General features: G+C 71.4%; 16 protein-coding genes and 1 tRNA gene. 10 read left to right on the top strand and 7 right to left on the bottom strand.

The annotated features are described in order from the left end of the window. Nucleotides 1-62: 62 nt before the first annotated feature. Nucleotides 63-1,085 (bottom strand): extracellular solute-binding protein, encoded by a 1,023-nt coding sequence (locus tag D9598_RS15490; protein ID WP_198367435.1) that lies wholly within the window; start codon nt 1,083-1,085, stop codon nt 63-65. Between the two features lie 156 nt (nt 1,086-1,241). Here D9598_RS15490 and D9598_RS15485 point away from each other — a divergent pair, with 156 nt between their 5' ends. Continuing rightward, a complete protein-coding gene (locus D9598_RS15485) occupies nt 1,242-2,663 on the top strand; it encodes a M20 family metallopeptidase (protein ID WP_198367434.1) in 1,422 nt (473 codons plus the stop codon). Between the two features lie 150 nt (nt 2,664-2,813). Continuing rightward, nucleotides 2,814-5,318 carry a cellulase family glycosylhydrolase gene (locus D9598_RS15480; protein ID WP_198367433.1) on the top strand — a complete coding sequence of 835 codons (2,505 nt, stop codon included), beginning with the start codon at nt 2,814-2,816 and terminating at the stop codon, nt 5,316-5,318. Nucleotides 5,319-5,327: 9 nt separating this feature from the next. Here the strand turns inward: D9598_RS15480 and D9598_RS15475 are convergent, their stop codons facing one another. Further along, nucleotides 5,328-5,660 carry a DUF1491 family protein gene (locus tag D9598_RS15475; protein WP_198367432.1) on the bottom strand — a complete coding sequence of 111 codons (333 nt, stop codon included), beginning with the start codon at nt 5,658-5,660 and terminating at the stop codon, nt 5,328-5,330. Nucleotides 5,661-5,763: 103 nt separating this feature from the next. Here D9598_RS15475 and D9598_RS15470 point away from each other — a divergent pair, with 103 nt between their 5' ends. Continuing rightward, complete coding sequence (locus tag D9598_RS15470; RefSeq protein ID WP_198367431.1) at nt 5,764-5,982, top strand: hypothetical protein; 219 nt, start codon at nt 5,764-5,766, stop codon at nt 5,980-5,982. A gap of 23 nt (nt 5,983-6,005) precedes the next feature. After that, nucleotides 6,006-6,932: a hypothetical protein gene (locus tag D9598_RS15465; protein ID WP_198367430.1), complete on the top strand. Its 927-nt coding sequence runs from the start codon at nt 6,006-6,008 to the stop codon at nt 6,930-6,932. A 28-nt stretch (nt 6,933-6,960) separates the two neighbouring features. Here D9598_RS15465 and D9598_RS15460 read toward each other — a convergent pair whose 3' ends face one another. Both D9598_RS15460 and D9598_RS15455 read right to left on the bottom strand, forming a co-directional pair. Next, nucleotides 6,961-7,944 carry a ketopantoate reductase family protein gene (locus D9598_RS15460; RefSeq protein WP_198367429.1) on the bottom strand — a complete coding sequence of 328 codons (984 nt, stop codon included), beginning with the start codon at nt 7,942-7,944 and terminating at the stop codon, nt 6,961-6,963. Nucleotides 7,945-7,958: 14 nt separating this feature from the next. Further along, nucleotides 7,959-9,158: a M20 family metallopeptidase gene (locus D9598_RS15455; RefSeq protein WP_198367428.1), complete on the bottom strand. Its 1,200-nt coding sequence runs from the start codon at nt 9,156-9,158 to the stop codon at nt 7,959-7,961. Between the two features lie 417 nt (nt 9,159-9,575). Here D9598_RS15455 and D9598_RS15450 point away from each other — a divergent pair, with 417 nt between their 5' ends. The 3 genes from D9598_RS15450 to D9598_RS15440 all read left to right on the top strand — a co-directional run bounded on the left by D9598_RS15450 (nt 9,576) and on the right by D9598_RS15440 (nt 13,235). Next, complete coding sequence (locus D9598_RS15450) at nt 9,576-10,169, top strand: hypothetical protein (RefSeq protein WP_198367427.1); 594 nt, start codon at nt 9,576-9,578, stop codon at nt 10,167-10,169. Between the two features lie 15 nt (nt 10,170-10,184). Continuing rightward, nucleotides 10,185-11,687: a tripartite tricarboxylate transporter permease gene (locus D9598_RS15445; protein ID WP_198367426.1), complete on the top strand. Its 1,503-nt coding sequence runs from the start codon at nt 10,185-10,187 to the stop codon at nt 11,685-11,687. A gap of 114 nt (nt 11,688-11,801) precedes the next feature. Then, the gene (locus D9598_RS15440) at nt 11,802-13,235 is read left to right on the top strand and encodes a mannose-1-phosphate guanylyltransferase/mannose-6-phosphate isomerase (protein ID WP_198367425.1); all 1,434 of its coding nucleotides are present in this window, start codon (nt 11,802-11,804) and stop codon (nt 13,233-13,235) included. On the opposite strand, the gene gluQRS is transcribed toward D9598_RS15440, so the two are convergent. Continuing rightward, nucleotides 13,220-14,086 carry a tRNA glutamyl-Q(34) synthetase GluQRS gene (gene gluQRS / locus D9598_RS15435; protein WP_198367424.1) on the bottom strand — a complete coding sequence of 289 codons (867 nt, stop codon included), beginning with the start codon at nt 14,084-14,086 and terminating at the stop codon, nt 13,220-13,222. The genes D9598_RS15440 and gluQRS overlap by 16 nt on opposite strands. A gap of 51 nt (nt 14,087-14,137) precedes the next feature. Between gluQRS and D9598_RS15430 the strand changes: the two genes are divergently transcribed. Beyond that, nucleotides 14,138-14,806: an alpha/beta hydrolase gene (locus D9598_RS15430; protein ID WP_198367423.1), complete on the top strand. Its 669-nt coding sequence runs from the start codon at nt 14,138-14,140 to the stop codon at nt 14,804-14,806. 150 nt (nt 14,807-14,956) lie between these two features. Continuing rightward, nucleotides 14,957-15,544 (top strand): HNH endonuclease, encoded by a 588-nt coding sequence (locus D9598_RS15425; RefSeq protein ID WP_370592050.1) that lies wholly within the window; start codon nt 14,957-14,959, stop codon nt 15,542-15,544. A 15-nt stretch (nt 15,545-15,559) separates the two neighbouring features. Here the strand turns inward: D9598_RS15425 and D9598_RS15420 are convergent, their stop codons facing one another. Both D9598_RS15420 and cysE read right to left on the bottom strand, forming a co-directional pair. After that, complete coding sequence (locus D9598_RS15420; RefSeq protein WP_198367422.1) at nt 15,560-16,018, bottom strand: disulfide bond formation protein B; 459 nt, start codon at nt 16,016-16,018, stop codon at nt 15,560-15,562. Continuing rightward, nucleotides 16,018-16,845, bottom strand: coding sequence for a serine O-acetyltransferase (gene cysE, locus D9598_RS15415; protein WP_198367421.1), 828 nt, complete (start codon nt 16,843-16,845; stop codon nt 16,018-16,020). The genes D9598_RS15420 and cysE overlap by 1 nt, the downstream gene beginning before the upstream one ends. Nucleotides 16,846-16,994: 149 nt before the next feature. Between cysE and D9598_RS15410 the strand changes: the two genes are divergently transcribed. Next, nucleotides 16,995-17,075: transfer RNA gene (locus D9598_RS15410), tRNA-Leu, on the top strand. Nucleotides 17,076-17,192 lie beyond the last annotated feature (117 nt).

Genomic DNA, 17,192 nt, shown 5'->3' with positions numbered 1-17,192 from the left:
CGGCAGGGCCGGCGGGCGAGCAGGCGCGCCGGACGACCCCGCGGGCCGAGGCCTGGTGCGCCTTAGCGGTCGAAGCCGACCTCGTCGATGATGCGGCTGGCCTGCACGCGCTTGGCCGCGATCTCGGGCAGCGACACGGCCAGGGCCTGCTGCGGACCGAAGCCGGCGGTGATGGGGTGCAGCGGCGCGTCGGCGCGGACCGGGTATTCGAAGTTCATCTCGGCGTAGAGTGCCTGCGCCTCGGGCGAGACCAGGAACTCCAGCAGCTTCACCGCCTCGGCGCGGTTCGGCGCATGCCTGGCGACCACGGCGCCGGAGATGTTCACCATGGCACCGTCCGCCGGCAGCACCACCCGCACGGCCTGCGCCCACCGGCGCTGCTCGTCGCCGCCGCGCCCGGCCAGCATCAGGCCCATGTAGTAGGTGTTGGCGACGCCGACGTCGCAGAGGCCGGCCATGATGTCGCGGGCCACCTCGCGGTCGCCGCCGGCGGCGCGGCGGGCCAGATTGGCCTTCACGCCGGTCAGGTAGGTGCGCAGCCAGGCTTCGTCATGCTCGATCAGCAGGGCGGCGAAAAGGGCCGTGTTGTAGGGGTGCTGGCCGGAGCGGATGCACACCTTGCCGCGGAAGCGCGGATCGGCCAGATCCTCGTAGGTCAGGCTGGCCGCGTCGGCCTCGCTCACCCGCTCGCGCGAGACATAGAGGGCGCGGGCGCGGGTGGAGAGCGCGAACCAGCGCCCGTCCGCGCCCCGCAGCGCGGAGGGGACGGCGGCCGTGAGTGTGGCGGACTGCACCGGCTGCGCCAGATCCCGGTCCACCAGCTCCATCAGGTTGCCGATATCGACCACCATGGCGAGGTCGGCCGGGGAGCGCGCGCCTTCCGCCGCCAGCCGCTCGGCCAGGCCGCCCTGGACGAAGACCGTGTTGACGGTCGTGCCGGTCTCCTGGGTGAAGCGGTCCAGCAGCGGCCGGATCAGGCCGGGCTCGCGCGTGGTGTAGAGGTTCACCTCCGCGCTCCGGGCTGCGGGAGCGGCGAGGGCGAGCACCAGGGCGCCGAGGGCGGCGCACAGCGGGCGGAAGGGCATGATCTGACGGTTCCGGGCCTGAACTTCTGGCGCGAGACGTTACTGATACTTAATAGCAGGTCAAGGACGCCGGACCCTCGCCTCGACATTTCCGCCCCGCCGCCGCACCCTGGCCGCCCTTGGCTGTTACCCCTGGTTGTTGATGGAGGATGGTCCGTGCAGAACACCGATGAGATCTGGCGCCTGGTCGAGCAGCACCAACAGGCCTTCATCGCGTTGAGCGACCGGGTCTGGGAGATGCCCGAACTGGCCTATGCCGAGGTGCGGTCCTGCGCCGAGCACAAGGCGGCGCTGGAGGCGCACGGCTTCCGCGTCACCGAGCGGCTGGCCGGCATCCCGACCGCCGTGATGGGCGAGGCGGGGGAGGGCGGCCCGGTCATCGCCATCCTGGGCGAGTACGACGCGCTGCCGGGCCTCAGCCAGGAAGCCGGCGTGGCCGAACACCGGCCGTTGCCGGGCGATGGCGCCGGTCATGGCTGCGGCCACAACCTGCTTGGGGCCGGCGCCATGCTGGCGGCCACGGCGGTGAAGGACTGGCTGGCCTCCCAGGGCATCCAGGGTCGCGTGCGCTATTACGGCTGCCCGGCCGAGGAGGGTGGCGCGGCCAAGGCCTTCATGGTCCGCGAGGGCTGCTTCGATGACGTCGATATCGCCATCTCCTGGCATCCCGCGCCCTTCGCGGCGGTGAACGAGGCCCGCTCGCTGGCCAATACCCGCATCGACTTCAGCTTCACCGGCCGTTCCAGCCACGCCGCCGCCGCGCCGCATCTGGGCCGCAGCGCGCTCGATGCCGTCGAGCTGATGAATGTCGGCGTCAACTACATGCGCGAGCACATGCCGAGCGACGCGCGCATCCACTACGCCTATCTGGATGCCGGCGGCATCGCGCCGAATGTCGTCCAGGGCACGGCCAAGGTGCGCTACCTGATCCGCGCCAACGACCTGCCGGAGCTGCAGGCGCTGGTGGCGCGCGTGCGCAAGATCGCCGACGGGGCGGCGCTGATGACGGAGACGACGGTGACGACGCGGGTCGTGTCCGCCGTCTCCAACCTGCTCGGCAACCTGCCGCTGGAGCGGGCGATGCAGAGCCAGCTGGAGCGCCTCGGGCCGCCGCCCTTCGACGAGGCCGACCGGGCGCTCGCCGCCGAGTTCCAGAAGACGCTGTCGGATGAGGACATCGCCTCGGCCTTTCGCCGCATGGGCGTGCCGGTGCGCCGCGGCGTGCCGCTGGCCGATGAGATCATCCCGCTGGAGGCCAAGGGCGCGGCGATGGTCGGCTCGACCGATGTCGGGGATGTCTCCTGGGTGGTGCCCACGGTGCAGGCGCGCGGCGCCACCTATGCCATCGGCACCCCGGGCCATTCCTGGCAGCTGACGGCGCAGGGCAAGACGCCCCTGGCGCACAAGGGCATGGTGCATGTCGCCAAGGTGATGGCCGGCGTCGCCGTGGAGGCCCTGCGGGATCCTGGCCTGGTCGAGCGCGCCAAGGCCGACCAGGCGGCCCGCACGGCCGAGACGCCCTATGTCTGCCCGCTGCCCGCCGATCTGGTGCCGCCGGTGGGGATGGCCTCGGCCTGATGCCGTGTCCTTCCGGGAGGCGGGGCAACTCCTCCTCCCGGAGGCATAGGAGAAATTCAGCTAAAAGTAGAATTTTCTTTTTATATTTTGCGTAAATGGTTCGGAATTGCTTAGTCTCCCCTACCGCCCTGGCGTCACGGAGAGACGATTGTGCCTGCGACCCTGAGCTACGCCGTGCCCAGCCGCTGGGATGGCGGCTTCATCGGCAACATGGCCGTGCTGGCCGGCGACGCGGCCCTGAACGGCTGGACCGTGGCCTTCGATGCCGGCTTCGAGATCACCAATCTCTGGGGCGCCGAGATCGTCAGCCGGGTGGGCACGCATTACGTGCTGCGCAACCTGGGCTGGAACGCCGCGGTCCCGCCGGGCGGGACGGCCAGCTTCGGCTTCCAGGCCGCAGGCGCGGACAGCACCGCGCGCGGCCTCGCGCTGAACGGCGAGACCCAGGGCGGCGAGCCGCCGGCGCCTCCCGCCACGCCGCCGGCCATCACGGTGGCCGATGCCGCGATCGAGGAGGGGCAGGCGGGCACGCGCGAGCTGGTCTTCACCGTCACGCTCGACAGGCCCGCCGCCGGCAGCGTGACCGTGGACTACGCGACGGCCGACGGCACCGCCCTGGCCGGGCAGGATTACGTCGCGACGCAAGGGCGACTCACCTTCGCGCCGGGCGAGACCAGCCGGACCATCCGCGTCACCGTGACCGGCGATGCGGCGGTGGAGGCGGACGAGGCCCTGCTGCTGCGCCTCTCCTCCCCGGTGGGCGCCACCCTGGCTGATGCCGAGGCGATCGCCACGATCCGCAACGACGACGTGGCGCCGCCCGCGCCGCTGCCCAGCCTTTCCGTGGGCGATGCCAGCGTGGCCGAGGGCGATCCCGGCCATGGTGGTTCTGGCGGCGGCGCGGCGGAGGGCTTCCTCAGCACCGCGGGCAACCAGATCGTCGATGCCGCGGGGCAGGCCGTGAAGATCGCCGGGGTCAACTGGTTCGGCCTGGAATCGACGAACTTCGCGCCGCATGGCCTCTGGGCGCGCGGCTACAGGGAGATGATGGACCAGATGAAGGCGGAGGGGTTCAACACCATCCGCCTGCCCTTCTCCTCCGAGCTGCTGCACACCACGGCGGCGCCGAACGGCATCGACTTCTCCAGGAACGCCGATCTGCAGGGCCTGTCCGGTCTTCAGGTGATGGACCGGATCATCGACTACGCCGGCGAGATCGGGCTGCGCATCATCCTCGACCACCACCGCAGCAGCGCCGGCGCCGGCACCTCGGGCAGCGGCTTGTGGTACGAGGGCAGCCATACCGAGGCGCAGTGGATCGCCGACTGGACGATGCTCGCCGCGCGCTATGCCGGCGACGCCACGGTGATCGGCGCCGACCTGCACAACGAGCCGTACAACGGAAGCTGGGGCGGCGGCGGCGCCAATGACTGGGCGGCGGCGGCCGAGCGCGCCGGCAACGCCGTGCTGGCCAGCAATCCGGACTGGCTGATCTTCGTCGAGGGCGTCGGCAGCCACCAGGGCGAGAACTACTGGTGGGGCGGCAATCTGATGGGGGTGCGGGACCGCCCGATCGTGCTCGATGTCGCGGACAAGCTGGTCTATTCCGCGCATGACTACCCGAACTCGATCTTCGCCCAGCCCTGGTTCCAGCAGGCCGGCTGGGAGGCGCAGCTGACCGCCAAGTTCGACCAGATGTGGGGCTACATCTACAGGGAGGGCATCGCGCCGGTCTTCCTCGGCGAGTTCGGCAGCAAGCTGCAGGACGCCAAGGATCTCGCCTGGCTCGACAGGATCACCGCCTATCTCGCGGGCGATCTGGACGCCGACGGCAGCATCGACATCCCCGCCGGGCAGCAGGGCATGAGCTGGATCTGGTGGTCCTGGAACCCGAATTCGGGCGATACCGGCGGCATCCTCGCCGACGACTGGACGACGGTGATCGCCGCCAAGGTGGAGCGGCTGGAGCCCCTGCAGTTCGACCTGGGCGACCTGCCGCAGGATGGCGGCACGGCGGGCGATGCGAACCGGCTGAGCTTCACCGTCACCCTCTCGGCGGCGTCCGACAACGCGGTGCTGGTGGATTACGCCACCGTCGCCGGCACCGCCGGCGCAGCCGACTTCGCGCCGGCGAGCGGCACGCTTCGCTTCGAGCCCGGCGAGACCAGCAAGATCGTCACCGTCGCCGTCACCGCCGACACCCTGGCCGAGGCGGACGAGACGCTCTCCCTCGTCCTGTCCAATCCGCGCGGCGCCACCGCGGGCGATATGAGCGGGACGGGGACCATCCTGGACGACGATGGCACCACCACCCCGCCCGTGACGCCCCCTGTGACGCCGCCCGTGACGCCGCCGCCCGGGGAGGGGGGGCTGGAGGCCGCCTTCAGCCTGACCAGCAGCTGGAGCACCGGCTTCCAGGGTGGCGTCGCCGTGGTCAATCACGGTCCGGCCGCGGTGCAGGGCTGGCAGCTGCGCCTCGACATGCCCTACGAGATCACGCAGATCTGGAATGCCGAGATCGTCGCGCGCGATGCGGAGGGCTATGTGATCTGCAACGTTGCCTGGAACGGCGCCCTGGGTGACGAGGCCACCGTCAGCTTCGGCTTCCTCGGCGCCGGGACGGTGGATGCCACCCAGATCGACATCCTGTTCTGAACGGAGGCGCTACAGGATCCGGGCCTCGAAGGGCGGCAACAGGTCCGGCGCGTCGAATTCCAGGACCCAGAGATCCGGATCGCGCTGCACCTGCCGCGCCACATAGGCATCCGCCTCCGCCTCCGGCACCGGCCGGGGGCCGGAGCCGCGCATCCAGGCCGCGCGCCCCTCGCCGTCGCGGGCCTGGCTGAGCACGACGCAGCCCTCGCGCCCGCGCAGCAGGCAGAGGATGCCGCCGGAATCGGGGTCTCCCTTGCGCAGCACCATGCCGGACCGGCCCGACTGATCGGCCAGCCGCAACGCCATCTGGGCCCAGAGCCCGGCCTTCACCCTTGCTTCCATGCCGGAAAGAGTGACGTGGCGGGCGCCAGATGCAACCCCTTGCGGCGGGCCCTGCCGCGCGGCATTCACCCTGCCGGCGTGGGTGCCGCGAGGATGAGGGATCATGGCGGAGAAGGCGAAGGGTCAGCCGAAGCTGACGGAAGGGCAGCGCGCCTATGAGGCGAAGCGCGCCGCCAAGGCCGGGGTCAGCCTGGAGAAGTGGCTGTCCATGAAGGCGCAGGAGCGCGAACAGGCCACCGCGGCCGCGGCCAAGGCCAGCGAGCCGAAGAAGCCGGGCTTCTTCGCCCGCCTGCTGGAGCGGGCGCAGCGGCCGATCGGCTGAGCCCGGAGCAGGAGGCCGGCACCGTGCTGGCCGCCCACGCCGACTGGAGCATCGACCCCCGCAAGCGCTGGGTGACGCTGGCGCGCCGGGACGCGGCGGGCTGGCGCGCCGGCGCGCCCCGCCCCGTGGGCGATCCGGCGGCGCTCACCGCGCGTCTGCTGGCGGAGGGCCACCCGCTGCTGTTCGGGCTCGACCTGCCGCTCGGCCTGCCGCGCGCCTATGCCGCGACCCGGCCGGAGGAGAGCTTCCCGGCCTTCCTGCGCGGCCTCGGCGAGACCCCTGGTTTCTTCGAGGTCAGCGCCGGGCTCGAGACGGTGTCGCCGGCGCGCCCCTTCTACCCGGCGCGCGGCCTGCGCGGCATGACGCGCGCCGCCCATGCGGCGGCGCTGGGCCTGGAGGGGCCGCGCGCCCTCTGCCGCCTCTGCGATCTGGCGACCGCCGAGCGCCCCGCCGGCGCCCCGCTCTTCTGGACGCTCGGCGCCAACCAGACCGGCAAGGCGGCGATCTCGGCCTGGCGCGACTGGCTCCACCCCGCGCTGGCGGCGGGCGTGCCGCTCCGCCTCTGGCCCTTCGAGGGCTCCGTCCGCGCGCTGCTGGCGCCGGGCCGCGCGGTGCTGGCGGAAACCTATCCCGCCGAGGCCCTGCGCCATCTCGGCCTCGTGCTCGGGGGCAGCAAACGCGTCCCCGAGGTGCGCCGCGCCGCCGCGCCCGCCCTGCGGCTGGCGATGGCGAGGCTGGACGTGTCGGCGGATCCCGCGCTGGCGGCGGCGCTGGACGATGGCTTCGGCGCGGATGCGGCGGGCGAGGACCGGTTCGACAGCCTGCTCGGCCTGCTCTGCGTCATCGGCGTGCTGGAGGGCGCCCGGCCGGATTTCGTGCCTGCGGATCCCTGGGTGCGGCGCTGGGAAGGCTGGGTGCTGGGGCAGTCGGCGCTGCCGGCCGGGGCGTGACGAGGCCGCCCCGGCGGTTTCGCTCCGGTCAGGCGGGCGGCACGTAGAGTCCGGCGGCGGTGGCCGCCTGGGTGGCGAGGGCCACGGAGAGGTCGAGGGTCGGCGTCTCCACCCCGGCAAGGCGGGCCAGCTGCAACGGCGTGCGGAACAGCGCCTCGACCTCCATCGGCCGGCCCAGCTCCAGATCCTGCAGGATGGAGGGCTTGTGCGCCAGCTTGGCGGAACCGGCGACGCGCTTCTCCAGGTCGTACTCGAAGGGATGGCCGAGGGCCGCGGCCACCGCCATGGCCTCTTTCATGGCGCGCAGGATCGCCGCGCGCACCGCCGGCTCGGCGAGGGTCGGGCCGATGCCCTGGCGCGAGAGAATGGTGAAGGGCCCCTGCGCCAGATTGCCCATCAGCTTGGCCCAGACTTCCCGCCGGATGGCGTCCGTCACCTCGCCCGAGATGCCGCCGGCGCTCAGCGCCTCGGCGATGGCGCGGGCGCGCGGGCTGTCGCGCCCGTCCGGCTCGCCCAGGATGACGCGGTTGCTGGCGTGCTCCACCTTGATCACGCCCGGCTCGGTGACGGTGCAGGCGGAATAGACCACGCCGCCCAGGGTGCGGTCGATGCCCACCGCCTGCCGCACCGCCTCGCCCGGATCGATCGCCGGCAGCCGGCGGCCCTCGAGATCGCCGCCGTGCCGGTCGAAGTACCACCAGGGGATGCCGTTCATCACGAAGGCCACGGTGGTGTCCGGCCCGAGCAGGGGGCCGATCGCCGCCGCCACCTGCGGCAGGGAGGGCGCCTTGACGGTGACGATGACGGCATCCTGCGGCCCCAGCGCCGCGGCGCTGTCCGCCGCCACGCGCACGGTATGATGGCCGTCGGGCGCCTGGATGGTCAGGCCCTTCTCGCGGATCGCCGCCAGTTGCGGCCCGCGCGCCACGACGCTGGTCTCGGCGCCGCCGAGCGCCAGGCGCGCGGCGAGATGGCCGCCGATCGCCCCCGCCCCGAACACACAGATCTTCATCCGTTCGATTCCTTTCAGTTGTGGCGCGACAGCAGGTCGAGGGCGATGCGCGAGAGCGCCTCGACGCCGTTGGGGATGCAGGCCTCGTCGGGCTGGTAATCGGCGTTGTGCAGGCGATCCGCGCGGCCGGGGGCGCCGGCGCCGATGCGAAGCTGGAAGGCCGGAACCCGCTCGGCGAAGGCGGAGAAATCCTCCGAGCCCATGCTGGGCTCGCCCTCCAGCAGCGCGGCCTCGCCGAACTGGGCGGCCAGCGCGGCGACCGCCGGTTCGAGCACGCGGTCGTCGTTCACCAGCGGCGGCACCATGCGGAGATACTCCATGCTGGCGGTGACGCGCAGCCCGGTGGCGATGCCCTCGGCCAGGCGGCGCAGCGCCGCTTCCGCCGTGTCCCGCGCCGCGGGGTGCAGGGTGCGGACCGAGCCCTTCAGATGCACCCGCTCGGGGATGATGTTGTAGGTGGTGCCGCCGGCCGACTGGCCGATGGTGACGACGGCCGGATGCAGCGGCCGGACCTCGCGCGAGACGACGGTCTGCGCCTGGGTGACGAAATGGGCCGCGGCGACGATCGGGTCGACGGCGGCATAGGGATGCGCGGCATGGCCCGAGCGGCCGCGCAGCACGAGGTCGAAGCGGTCGGCGGCGGCGAGGCAGGCGCCGCGCACGAAGCCGAGGCTGCCGACGGGCATGTCGGGATGGTTGTGGAAGCCGAGCGCCATGTCGAGCCCCTCGGCCGCGCCATCGGCGATCATCGCCGCCGCGCCCTCCAGCGTCTCCTCCGCCGGCTGGAACACCAGCGCGACGCGGCCGGCGAGCTGCGGCGCCATCTCCTGGAGCAGCGCGGCGACGCCGAGCAGGGTGACGGTGTGGATGTCGTGGCCGCAGGCATGCATCTTGCCGGGGACGGCGCTGGCGAAGGGCAGGCCGGTCTCCTCCTGGATCGGCAGCGCGTCCATGTCGGCCCGGATGGCCAGCGTCGGGCCGGGCAGCCCGCCCTCGATCATGCCCAGCACGCCGGTGCGGCCGACGCCGGTGCGGTGCGGGATGCCGAGGCGGCCGAGTTCGGCGGCGACGAGGCCGGCGGTGCGCCGCTCCTCGAAGGCCAGTTCCGGATGGGCGTGCAGGTCCCGACGCAGGGCGATCAGCGCGGGGGCGAGTGCCCGGCTGGAGTCCCGCAACCTGCGGGAGGGGTCGTTGGTCAGATTATCGCGCTTCATCAATGAAAACTTCCCATTCGAGACGCATTGGATGCGACGGGGCTAACTTTATTGCGCTGCAGTAAGATGAACTTTCGTCCATAATATTCACGCGCCTTGCCGATGCGCGGCGCCGTGCCATAGGTTGCGCGGCATTCCGACGATAAGGAAGGGGAGGGTAAGAAGCAGGGCGTTGCCGGGACATGTCCCAAGACTGACGGCGTGACGCTTCCGGCGCCGCCGCGCAGAGCCGGCAGGACGCCTGACAGACCAGCCCTTCCACGATAAAGCGAGGCCCGGATGGCAAAGGCCGTCCGGACCCAACCTGCCATCAAAGAGCTAAAGCATCACGACAAGGGCCCCGGCATCTGACAGGGCCCTTCAGTGCCCAGTGCACAGGGGCGTGCCTCCGGCGCGCGGGTTCAAGAAGGGATCGGCATGAGGATTAACGCGAAAGACCTTGCCTCCGGCATCTTTCTGGTGCTGCTGGCGGCAATCGGCCTTTGGCTGAACACCGAGCACACGCTGGGCTCGGCGCGACGCATGGGCCCCGGCTACATGCCGATGCTCGTTTTCTGGCTGGAACTCGGGCTGGGGATGATTGTCCTGGTCACCTCCTTCTTCGGCGGCCTCGACCCGCTGGAGAAGTGGACCAAGCTCGACTTCACCACGCTCTTCGTCGGCGTCGCGGTGGCCATCTTCGCCTATCCGATGCTGGCGGCGATCCCGGCCCTGTCCGCCAACTGGTACGCGCTGGGCATCGCCATGTGCATCGGCGCCGCCATCATGGCGGTCAGCCCGGGCTGGCGGAAGATGGCGGTGATCCTGGCGGCGATGACCGTCTTCGGCGTGCTGCTGGACCAGGGCGGCCTGTTCCTGGCCATCACCGCCATGGTGGTCGTCTCGGCCCTGGCCGATCCGGAGCACAGGCCCCTCGGCGTGCTGGGCTGCGTGGTGTTCCTGCTGGCCCTCTGCTGGTGGGTGTTCATCTATGAGCTCGACATCCGCGTGAACGTCTGGCCGACCTTCTGAGGCACAGGGACGACCATGGAACTTCTTCTCGCCAACCTGGCGCACGGCTTCGGTGTCGCGCTCAGCTTCGACAACCTGCTCTTCGCGCTGCTCGGCGCCTTCATCGGCACGGCCATCGGCGTGCTGCCGGGCATCGGGCCGGTCGCGACCATCTCCCTGCTGCTGCCGATCACCTTCGGCCAGCCGGCGGTCACGGCCATCATCATGCTGGCCGGCATCTACTACGGTGCCCAGTATGGTGGCTCGACCACCGCCATCCTGCTGAACCTGCCGGGCGAGGTCTCCTCGGTGGTGACCACGCTGGAAGGCTACAAAATGGCGCGCAACGGCCGCGCCGGCGCGGCGCTGGCCATCTCGGCGCTGGGCTCCTTCTTCGCCGGTTCCGTCGCCACCATCCTGGTCGCCGCCTCGGGTCCGCTGCTGACCCAGGTGGCGCTGTCCTTCGGACCGGCCGACTACTTCTCGCTCATGTTGCTGGGCCTGATCATTTCGGCCGTGCTGGCGCAGGGCTCGGTGGTGAAGTCGGTGGGCATGGTGGTGCTGGGCGTGGCGCTCGGCCTGGTCGGCACCGACGTGCAGACCGGCCAGCAGCGCTTCACCTTCGGCATTCCCGAGCTGTCGGACGGCCTGAACTTCGCCGCCATCGCCATGGGCGTGTTCGGCATCGCCGAGATCATCCTGAACCTGGAGCGTCCCGAGGTCCGCTCGGTGCTCTCGGCCAAGGTCGGCAGCCTGTTCCTGACCAAGGAGGAATGGAAGCGCGCCATGCCTTCCGTGCTCCGCGGCACGGTCATCGGTTCGGCGCTGGGCATCCTGCCCGGTGGCGGCGCCTCGCTGGCCTCCTTCGGCTCCTACATGATGGAGCGCAAGCTCTCCAAGGGACGTGACGAGTTCGGCAATGGCGCCATCGAGGGCGTGGCCGGTCCCGAGGCGGCGAACAACGCCGCGGCGCAGACCAGCTTCATCCCGCTGCTGACGCTGGGCATCCCCTCCAACGCCGTCATGGCGCTGATGGTGGGCGCCCTGATCATCCAGGGCATCCAGCCCGGGCCGCGCATGGTCGAGGCGCAGCCCGACCTGTTCTGGGGCCTGATCTGCTCCATGTGGATCGGCAACCTGATGCTGCTCGTCATCAACCTGCCGATGATCGGCATGTGGGTGAAGCTGCTGCAGGTCCCCTACAAGTTCATGTACCCGGCGATCCTGACCTTCTGCGCGATCGGCGTGTACTCCATCAACAACAACGTCTTCGACGTCTACCAGACGGTGTTCTTCGCCGTGCTCGGCTATGTCTTCTCCAAGCTGAAGATGGAGCCGGCGCCGCTGCTGGTCGGCTTCGTGCTCGGCCCGATGATGGAGGAGCACCTGCGCCGCGCCATGCTGCTCTCGCGCGGTGACCCGATGGTCTTCGTCGAGCGGCCGATCTCCGGTGTGCTGCTGGCGATCTCCGCCCTGGCGCTGGGCATGATGCTGCTGCCGGGCCTTCGCAAGAAGAAGGAAGCGGCGATGGCGGGTTAACAGCCGCCACCAAGTCGTGAACAATGGGCCGCCCCGGCTGCAACCGGGGCGGCTTTTCTTTTTTTGGACTGGTCCTTAGAACCTCGTCCCATGATTCCAGCGAAGGTTGACTGCATGCCCGGCTCCCCAACCGATCCGATTGTGCCGGTGATCCTCTGCGGAGGAAGTGGCAGCCGCCTCTGGCCCCTGTCGCGGGAAGGCTTCCCGAAGCAGTTCTGGCCTCTGCTGAGCGAGCGCACCATGCTGCAGGAGACCGCCGCCCGGGCGGAGGGGTCAGGCTTCCGCGCGCCGATCGTCGTCTGCAACGAGGAGCACCGCTTCCTGGTGGCGGAGCAGCTCCGCCTCGGCGGCGTGGCCGAGCCGCGCATCGTGCTGGAGCCGGTTGGCCGCAACAGCGCCCCGGCCATCGCCGTCGCCGCGGTCCTGGCGCAGGAGGCGCATCCCGAGGCCATCCTCTGGCTGATGGCGGCCGATGCCGCGATCCGCGACGTGCCCGCCCTGCACGCCGCCCTGACGCGCGCCGCCGCCGCCGCCCGCGCCGGCCATATCGCCACCTTCGGCATGCGGCCGACCGCGCCCGAGACCGGCTATGGCTATATCGAGACCGGCGCGCCGGTCGCCGGCCTGGAGGGCGTCTCCACCATCGCCCGTTTCGTCGAGAAGCCGGACGCGGCCACCGCCGCCGGCTTCCTGGCCGATGGGCGGCACCTGTGGAACTCGGGCATGTTCGTCGCCAGCGCGCGCACGCTGCTGGAGGAGCTGCAGGCGCTGGCGCCCGAGGTGCTCGCCGCAGCCCGCGCCGCCGTTGCCGCCTCGACCCGCGACCTCGACTTCGTCCGCCTCGACCCCGCCGCCTTCCGGGCCGCGCCGGACATCTCCATCGACTACGCGGTGATGGAGAAGACCCGCCGCGCCGTGGTGGTGCCGGCCGCCATCGGCTGGTCCGACGTGGGCTCCTGGGCGGCGCTGTGGGATGTGTCGGAGAAGGATGCGGCGGGCAATGCGACGACCGGCCCGGTCGAGTTGCTCGATGCCCGCAACTGCTACGTCCGCACCGAGGGGGTGCTCACCGCCGTCGTCGGGCTGGAGGACGCGGTGATCGTCGTCACCGACGATGCCGTGCTGGCCATGCACCGGGACCGGGCGCAGGAGGTCAAGACCCTCCTCGGCCAGCTCAAGGCCCACGGGCGGAAGGAGGCGACCGAGCATCGCCGCATGTACCGCCCCTGGGGCCATTACGAGGGGCTGATCAAGGGCGACCGCTTCCAGGTGAAGAAGATCTCGGTCAAGCCCGGCGCCAAGCTCTCCCTGCAGAAGCACTTCCACCGTGCCGAGCATTGGGTGGTGGTGGCCGGCACCGCCATCGTCGAGCGGGATTCCGAGCGCATCATGCTGCGCGAGAACGAGTCCATCTACCTGCCGCTGGGCTGCGTGCACCGCATGGAGAACCCCGGCATGATCCCGCTGACGCTGATCGAGGTGCAGTCCGGCGCCTATCTCGGCGAGGACGACATCGTCCGTTTCGAGGACACCTACGGCCGCAGCTGAGGCTGGCCGGCCAGGGCCATCGCCCGCACCTTGGCCGGGCTGTGGCCCGCCTGCCGCAGGGCGGCCAGCGTCGGCGCCCCGTCGCGCTTCGACAGGCGCCGCCCGTCGGCGCCCAGCAGCAGGGGGTGGTGGCGGTAGCGCGGCGCCGGCCAGCCGAGCAGCGCCTGCAACAGGCGGTGCAGATCGGTCGCCGGGCGCAGGTCCTCCCCCCGCGTCACCAGCGACACGCCCTGCAGGGCGTCGTCATGCGTGACGCAGAGGTGGTAGGAGGCGGGAATGTCCTTCCGCGCCAGCACCACGTCGCCGAAGCGGGCCGGATCGCAGCGGCGGCGGCCCTCGCCGCATTCCAGGAAGGAGAGCGGCCCCTTCAGCCGGCGCAGCGCCGCTGCCATGTCGAGGCGCAGCGCATAGGGCGCGCCGGAGGCGAGGCGCCCGGCCCGCGCGGCCGGCGTGAGATGGCGGCAGGTGCCGGGGTAGAGCGGACCGTCCGGCCCGTGCGGCGCATGGCCGATGGCGGCGATCTCGCGGGCGATCTCGGCACGGGTGCAGAAGCAGGGGTAGAGCAGCCCCGCATCGGTCAGCCGGTCGAGCACGGCCCGGTATTCGTCCAGATGGCTGGACTGGCGGCGCACCGGCCCGTCCCAGTCGAGGCCGAGCCAGGCGAGGTCCTCCTCGATGCCGCCGATGAACCCGGCCCGGCAGCGCACCGGGTCGATATCCTCGATGCGCAGCAGGAAGCGGCCGCCGGCCTTGCGCGCCAGCCGCCAGCCGAGCAGGGCGCTGTGCGCATGGCCCAGGTGCAGCTGGCCGGTCGGGCTGGGGGCGAAGCGCGTGACGACGGTTGCGGCCATGATGCTTCGCGCGTAGCGGATGGAGCCTGACCGCAGCAAGAGGAGGCCCGGATGGCCAGGCTGGATGGACCGCGTTGGGGACCGAAGTCGGGAGGCGCCGCGAGGATGCTCGTCCTCCTGCTGCACGGCTACGGCGCCGACGGCAACGACCTGATCGACCTGGCGCCGCACTGGGCGCAGGCGGTGCCCGATGCGCTGTTCATCGCGCCCCATGCGCCGCAGGATTGCGACGGCGGCCCCTATGGCCGGCAATGGTTCAGCCTGGAGGACCGCAGCCCGGCGGCGCTGCTGGCCGGCATCCAGTCCGCGCGGCCGCAGCTGGACGCGCTGATCGAGGCCGAATGCGTGGCGGCGGACCTGCCGCCGGGTGCGGTGGCGCTGATGGGCTTCAGCCAGGGCGCGATGATGGCGCTGTATACGGGCCTGCGCCGGGCCGTGCCGCCGGCCGGCATCCTGGCCTATTCCGGCCGGCTGATCGGCGAGGAGAGCCTGGCCGCCGAGATCCGCGCCCGGCCGCCGGTGCTGCTGGTCCATGGCGAGGCGGACGAGGTGGTTCCGGCCGAGGCGAGCCGCGCCGCCGAACGGGCGCTGCGGGCCGCCGGGGTCCCGGTCGAGTCGCTCTACACCCCGCGCCTGGCCCATGGCATCGACGAGGCCGGCCTCTCGGCCGGAGCGCTGTTCCTGCAACGGCTGGCGGCGGGGCCGGGCGGGGCAGCGTGACCGTGGCGTGAAACCTGCGAGGCGAGTGGTTGCGCCGGTCGCGCGGGGCTGGCATGAATCCGCTGCACACCGGCGGCGCCACGAAATCTGGGGCCTGCCCGACCGGACCGGCCCCATGGCTTGAGGCGCGCAGCTTGAAAGGAGCGGCGTTTGCCTGACGGGATGTCACTGGGAGGCCACGGCACTGGGTCCGGCGGCTTCCCGGCCTTGGTGCTGAACGCGGATTTCCGTCCGCTGTCGTACTATCCTCTGTCGCTGTGGTCATGGCAGGACGCGGTGAAGGCGGTCTATCTCGACCGCGTCTCGGTGCTATCGGAATACGAGACCGCCGTCCGCTCGCCCAACCACACGATCCGCCTGCCCAGCGTCATCGCGCTGCGCGAGTACATCCCGGCGGCGCGGCGTCCGGCCTTCACCCGCTTCAACGTCTTCCTGCGCGACGGCTTCTCCTGCGTCTATTGCGGCCAGGAGCATCCGACCCCGGAACTGACCTTCGACCATGTGATCCCGCGCAGCCGGGGCGGCCGCACGAGCTGGGAGAATGTCGTCACCGCCTGCGGCCCCTGCAACCTGCGGAAAGGCTCGAAGCTGCCGCAGGAGATCCGCATGTTCCCGCGCCACACGCCGCGCCAGCCGACGAGCTGGGAACTGCAGGACAATGGACGGATGTTTCCGCCCAACTACCTGCACGAAAGCTGGCGCGACTATCTCTACTGGGACACCGAGCTGGAGAGCTGAGGCGGAACCGCCGGCTCAGCGCCGTCGCCGCGCCATCGCCAGGGCGAAGCCGCCCAGCCCCAGGGCATAGAGCAGGTTCATCGCCGCCATCGAGACCGGCAGGCCGGGGATGAGGAACGTCGCCTCGTCGCAGGGCTTGGCCGGGGTGGCGGCGAGGCTGCTCATCAGATCCTCCACGCTGCGCGCGCCGCCGGCGCTGGGCGCGGCGCAGCCGGGCAGGGGGGAGGGCCACCAATGCGCCTCGACCCCGACATGCACCAGCGCCACGGCGGCGGAAGCCAGCACCGCGATCCCCGCGAGGGTGAGCATCAGCCGGCGTGGCAGCAGCAAGGCGCCAAGCGCCAGGGCGGCGGCGATCCAGTAGGGCCAGCGTTGCCAGAGGCAGAGCAGGCAGGGGTTCAGCCCGCCCCACCGCTCCGACGCCATGGCCAGGAGCGGGGCGGCCGCGGCGAGCGCCGCGATCAGCAGCGGCATCAGTTCGACCCGGTATCCAGCATCTGGTTCATGGCGCGCGAGGGCTCGGCGCAGCCCGCCTGGCCCACGACCCGGGCCGGCACCCCGGCCACCGTGGACCCCGAGGGCACCGGCTTCAGCACCACCGAGCCGGCGGCGACGCGGGCGCAGGCGCCCACCTCGATATTGCCCAGCACCTTCGCCCCGGCCCCGATCAGCACCCCGTGGCGGATCTTCGGATGACGGTCGCCGCATTCCTTGCCGGTGCCGCCCAGCGTCACACCCTGCAGCAGCGAGACATCGTCCTCGATCAGGGCCGTCTCGCCGATGACCAGGCCGGTCGCATGATCGAGGAAGATGCCGTGGCCCATGCGAACCGCCGGGTGGATATCGGTCTGGAACACCGACGAGCTGCGCGACTGCACCCAGAGCGCCAGGTCGCGCCGGCCTTCCAGCCACAGCGCATGGGCGAGGCGATGCGCGCCCAGCGCGTGGAAGCCCTTGTAGTAGAGCAGGGGCTCCAGGGCGCGGCTGGTGGCCGGGTCGCGGTCCACCACGGCCAGGATGTCGCGGCGCACGGCGTGGCGCAGCGCCGGGTCCTCGGCCAGATGGCGCTCCAGGCTGCGGCGCAGCAGCGCGCTCGGCAGGTCGGCGTGCTCCAACCGCGCCGCGATCCGTCCGGCCAGGGCGGATTCCAGCGTGTCGTGCTGCAGCACCGCGGCGTGAAGGAAGCCCGCCAGCTCCGGCTCCTGCACGGCCGCCCGCTGGGCCTCGTCGCGGATGCGGCACCAGACGGGATCGAGGCTCACGGCATCAGCCGTCGCGACAGGCTTGGCGAGCTGGTTCATGCGGGCTCCTCGGCAGAACGGCCGTCCGGGCGGAGCAAGCTGGCGCCGGCGGGAGGACGGGTCAAGCGCCATGCGGCGGAGCCAGACCCCCTCTCCCCGCATCACCGCGTGACGCGCTGGCCGGCATGCGCTATGCCGTCGCGGCGTCCGCGAGAGTGGCGGAACGGTAGACGCAGACGACTCAAAATCGTCCGACTTCGGTCATGGGGGTTCGAGTCCCCCCTCTCGCATATCCGCGCGATCCCTCCATTCCCCGCCTCCGTCGCGTTCCCTCAGGGCGGCCCCGCATTCATCCCCAGATCCGGTGGATCAGCCTGGGGATAAGTCACGGACAAGCCGGCGAGGCG

The organism is Roseomonas sp. KE0001 (genome assembly GCF_016107285.1).
Lineage (GTDB): Bacteria > Pseudomonadota > Alphaproteobacteria > Acetobacterales > Acetobacteraceae > Pseudoroseomonas.
This window is presented reverse-complemented; position numbering and strand designations above follow the sequence as displayed.